The 4,469-nt window shown below is 65.1% G+C and carries 4 protein-coding genes; all 4 read right to left on the reverse strand.

What is annotated here, in order from left to right; genetic code table 11:
• Nucleotides 1-346: 346 nt before the first annotated feature.
• A complete protein-coding gene (locus tag VN419_RS06190; protein ID WP_325645555.1) occupies nucleotides 347-1,795 on the reverse strand; it encodes a DUF3298 and DUF4163 domain-containing protein in 1,449 nt (482 codons plus the stop codon).
• Nucleotides 1,796-1,978: 183 nt separating this feature from the next.
• A complete protein-coding gene (locus tag VN419_RS06195) occupies nucleotides 1,979-2,722 on the reverse strand; it encodes an amino acid ABC transporter ATP-binding protein (protein WP_325645557.1) in 744 nt (247 codons plus the stop codon).
• Nucleotides 2,709-3,491, reverse strand: a complete 783-nt coding sequence (locus VN419_RS06200; RefSeq protein ID WP_325645559.1) for an amino acid ABC transporter permease — start codon at nucleotides 3,489-3,491, stop codon at nucleotides 2,709-2,711. The genes VN419_RS06195 and VN419_RS06200 overlap by 14 nt, the downstream gene beginning before the upstream one ends.
• A 93-nt stretch (nucleotides 3,492-3,584) precedes the next feature.
• A complete protein-coding gene (locus tag VN419_RS06205) occupies nucleotides 3,585-4,394 on the reverse strand; it encodes a basic amino acid ABC transporter substrate-binding protein (RefSeq protein ID WP_325645561.1) in 810 nt (269 codons plus the stop codon).
• Nucleotides 4,395-4,469: the final 75 nt, after the last annotated feature.

Below are 4,469 nucleotides of genomic sequence, written 5' to 3' on the forward strand. Positions count from 1 at the left end.
GCCAAAGAGGTCGTGCTCGAGGTCGGGGAAAGGCAGCTCAAGGACTTGATCACCCTGAGCAAGCCCTTCGGCTTCCGAACGAGCCGTTCGCTCAAGTCGCACCGCTGCAGCGATGTGGTGGGGCAGCGGATCATCGTGCATCTGGTCAAGCAGCCGTGATGCGCTGACGCCTTTCGCCTCGCCCGGGCGAGGGCTCCACAGAAGCCTGCTCCCTCTGTTTTCTTCCCGCCTTTCCGCAACCGAAAAGCCTGGGCCGAGCAGACGCTCGGCCCAGGCTTTTCGGTTGCCCTGCGGGTCCAGGGGGTGCATGCCCCCTGGGAAAAAATTCTCTTCCTCTCCTCTTCTCTTACTTGGCCGCCAGCGCGGCCTTGATCTTCGGCGTCAGCAGCGGCAGCAGGCGCGGGTGGCACAGGGGCACGCGCAGGGTCTGCGTGCCCTGGGCGTAGCTGGCCACCTGATAGGGCGGGAAGGTGAACACGATGTCCGCGCCGTCGAGGACGAACACGGCGAAGTTCTCCGGGGTGGCGGCCAGGCCTTCGGGGAACACCAGTCCGTCGAGCACCAGGCTCATGCGGCGTTCCGCAAGTTGAGAGAGCACCGCCAGGGCGGCGGGCGCGTCGGCGAAGATGTCTGCGAACTTCAGCCGGGACTGGCTGCGCAGGTCGAAGACAAAGCTGGCGTAGGTGGTGTTCGGGTGCGCGCCGCCCGTGTCGCGCATTTCCTCGAAGCGGATGGACAGCAGGGCGGGCGAGGCGGCGTGCGCGGTGAAGGCGATGCGGTCCACGTTGGCGCGCGCGCGTCCCCGGCCGATGCCGGTGCTCTTCAGCAGATCCTGCATCTCGGCGCGGCGCTCGTCCAGGAAGGTCTTCAGGGCCGCGTCCACGGCGGGTTGGCCGGTTACGGGCAGGGCGTAGCGGTAGTACTGCTCGCGGCTGTAGCTTTTGGCCACGCGCTTCACCTTGCGGATGAGCGCTGCCGGAGCCGGGGCCGAAGCCTTGGGCAGCAGCTCCGGGCTGATGACGGCGTTCACGTCGCGGGTGAGGGCGTCGAGCCGGGCCAAGTCGGCGGCCACGCCGCGCTCAAAGGCGCCGGTCTGGCCTTCCAGCCTGCGCAGTTCGGCCAGGGCCGGGGCGCGCCGGGTCTCCAGGGCCTTGGCGTCCTGGCGCGAGATTTCGCTGAAGGTGCGCGGCTGGTCGGCCAGTTCGTCCACCAGGTCGCCCTTGGCGGCGTCGGGCTTGGGCCGCTGGCGCTCCAGGCTGCTGATGCCCTTGAGCCGGGCGTTGTTCTTGAGTTTGCGCGAGGTGGCGAAGAAGACCGTGTCGCCGCCGGGCAGGCGCACGAGGTACAGGGCCGGGCCCAGGCGGCGCAGCACGCGCGCGCCCTCCAGGGCCTTGGTGTTCGCGGGCGGATTGGCCGCGTACAGGGCCGCGGCGTCGGCCTGGGCCTCTTGGTGCTTTTCCCAGCGCTCGCGCAGGCGCGGCGGGTCGAAGGCCAGGGTCTGCGCCAGCACGCGGCGCAGATTGTCCGAAAGGGCGGGGGAGTTCTGGGCCGGAGCCAGGGCCATGCGCCTGGCCTCGTATTCGTCCGAGGCCGGGATGGTGTCGTTCACCAGTGCATTCAGTCCGTTCAGCACCTCGGCCTCGGCCATGGCGGCAGGGGCGGGGGTTTGCGGTGCGCTTTGGGCCTGCTCGGCCTGCGGAGCGGCCGGCGGCGTGGGCTGTTCAAGGCCGCAGCCGGTGAGCAGAAGGGTCAGGGCCAGGCCAGCGGGCGCGAGGGAACGGACGGGAATGCGCATGAATGCCTCCGGGTTGTGTCTGGACCTGTGTACGCCGGGGCGGGCCCGGTAGGCAAGTGGCCGCCGGGGGGGCCTTCGCAGGAGCTTGTGGATGCTCGGCAAGAACAATGAAAAAGGGCCGCCTTCGTCCGGTTTGCCGGGTGGAAGACGGCCCTGCTTGGGCTTTTTCGCGGGCCGGTCCTGTTACAGGATCTGGCTCAGGAAGAGCTTGGTGCGGTCGTGCTCCGGGCTGGTGAAGAAGTGCTCCGGCGTGCCCTGCTCGATGATGGCGCCGTGGTCCATGAACACCACGCGGTCGGCCACTTCGCGGGCGAAGCCCATTTCGTGGGTCACCACGGCCATGGTCATGCCTTCCTTGGCGAGGGTCACCATGACGTCCAGCACTTCGCCGATCATTTCGGGGTCAAGGGCGCTGGTGGGCTCGTCGAAGAGCATGATCTTCGGGCTCATGGCCAGGGCGCGCGCGATGGCCACGCGCTGCTGCTGCCCGCCGGACAGGCGCGAGGGGTACACGTGGGCCTTGTCGCGGATGCCGACCTTGTCCAGCAGCTTGAGGCCCACGGCCTCGGCCTCGCCCTTGGAGAGCCCCTTCAGCTTGATGGGGGCAAGGGTGAGGTTCTCCAGCACGGTCTTGTGCGGGAAGAGGTTGAAGCTCTGAAACACCATGCCAAGCTCCATGCGCAGCTTGTTGATGTCGGTCTTGGGATCGTTGATGTCCTGGCCGTCCACGATGATCTTGCCGGAATCGACGGTCTCAAGCTTGTTGATGGAGCGCAGGAGCGTGCTCTTGCCGGAACCGGAGGGGCCGATGATGACGACCTTCTCGCCCAGGCTCATGGAAAGCGACACGTTGTTCAGCGCCTTGAGCGCGCCGAAGTTTTTGCTGACGTGGCTGATGTCGACGATGGTCTGACTAGCGGCGGACATAATGGCTGAGCCTCGCTTCCATGATGCTCACACCCTTGGAGAGGATGAGCGTGATGACGAGATAGACCAGGGCCACGAGGGTGTAGGTCTCGAAGTAGAGGAAGGTCTCGCTCGAGAACTCGCGCCCGCGGCGCAGCAGGTCGGCCACCGCCAGGATGGACACCAGGGAGGTGTCCTTCAGCAGGGCGATGAACTCGTTGCCCACGGGGGGCAGGATGGTGCGCCAGGCCTGGGGCAGGATGACCATGAACATGGTCTGCTTGCCGTTCAGGCCAAGGGAGCGCGCGGCCTCGGTCTGGCCTTTGTCGATGGCGGTGATGCCCGCGCGGAAGACCTCGCCCATGTAGGCGCCGTAGCATACGCTCATGGCGATGATGGCGGCGGTGAGGTCGTGCACGTTCAAGAAGCGGCCAAGGGCATAGTAAATGTAGAAAAGCTGGACCAGGAGCGGAATGCCCCGGATGATTTCAACGTAGGTGGAGGCCACGAGGTTGATGGCCTTGTTCTTGGAAACGCGCCCCAGGCCGGTGATGAGGCCGATGACGCAGGCGCAGATGATGGAGATGATGGTGACCTGGAACGTGATGATGATGCCGTCGCCCAGGTAGACGAGCAGGCGCTGGTACGGTTCGGGTTGCGAGATGAGGAGATAGAGGATGGCGGAAATGGCGCCGACGATGCTGATGACCCAGGCGTTGAACAGGCCCCAGTCGTTTCTGCTGGGAATGGCCGCGCCTTCGCCAACGTCGATTTTCTGTGTTTCGGTCATATGTGCTTGGCCTTTGGGGTTGGAATGCCGGGGGGCCACCAGTTGGCGGCCCCCCGGGGAATGCTCAAGTAAGATCGGTCCAAGCGGCCCGGTCTACTTCATCTGGTGCTGTTCCTTGATCTTGTCGAAGGTGCCGTCGGCCTTGATGGCGGCCAGGCCCTTGTTCACGAGGTCGAGGACGTCCTTGTTGCCCTTCTTGACGGCGATGCCGATGTTCTCGACCTTGTCGCTCTTGAGCACGCCGGCGATCTTGATCTTGTCGGAGTACTTCTTGGTGGTGTACTCGACGGCCACCGGGCTGTCGGCGACGACGGCCTGGATGCTGCCCTTCACCAGGTCTTCCATGGCCAGGCCCACTTCGTCGTAGGTCTTGATGGCCTTGAAGCCCTTCACGTCCTTCACGACCAGGTAGCTGGTGGTGCCGATCTGGGCGCCGATGGTCTTGCCCTTCAGGCCGGCCAGGTCGGTGGCCTTTTCCTTGGTGCCAACCACGAGGATCTGCTCAATGGCCATGATGGGGTCGGAGAAGTCCATGGTGGCCTTGCGCTCTTCAGTGATGGAGACGCTGGAGGAGATGGCGTCGTACTTGCCAGCGGCCAGACCGGCGAAGATGCCGTCCCAGGCCACGTTCTTGAACTCGGCCTTGAAGCCGCCCTTCTCGGCGGCGGCCTTGATCACGTCGACCTCGAAGCCGGAGATTTCCTTCTGGTCATTCATGTACTGCATCGGGGGATAGGTGGCGTCGGAAGCGAAGATGATGGTCTTCGGACCAGCGGGAGCCGCGGCGGTGGCGTTGGCGGCCGGCTCGGCCTTCTTCTCTTCCTTCTTGCCGCAGCCAACCACGCCCAGGGCGAGGACGCTGCACGTGGCAGCGATCAACAAAGACTTGAACAGGCGTTTCATGCGAACTCCTCCAGTTGAATCGTTTTTTTTGAATGACACACGTGACCGTTCGTCCCGGTCTGCACGCGCCTCGGC

This window comes from Humidesulfovibrio sp., assembly GCF_035560995.1.
Lineage (GTDB): Bacteria > Desulfobacterota > Desulfovibrionia > Desulfovibrionales > Desulfovibrionaceae > Humidesulfovibrio.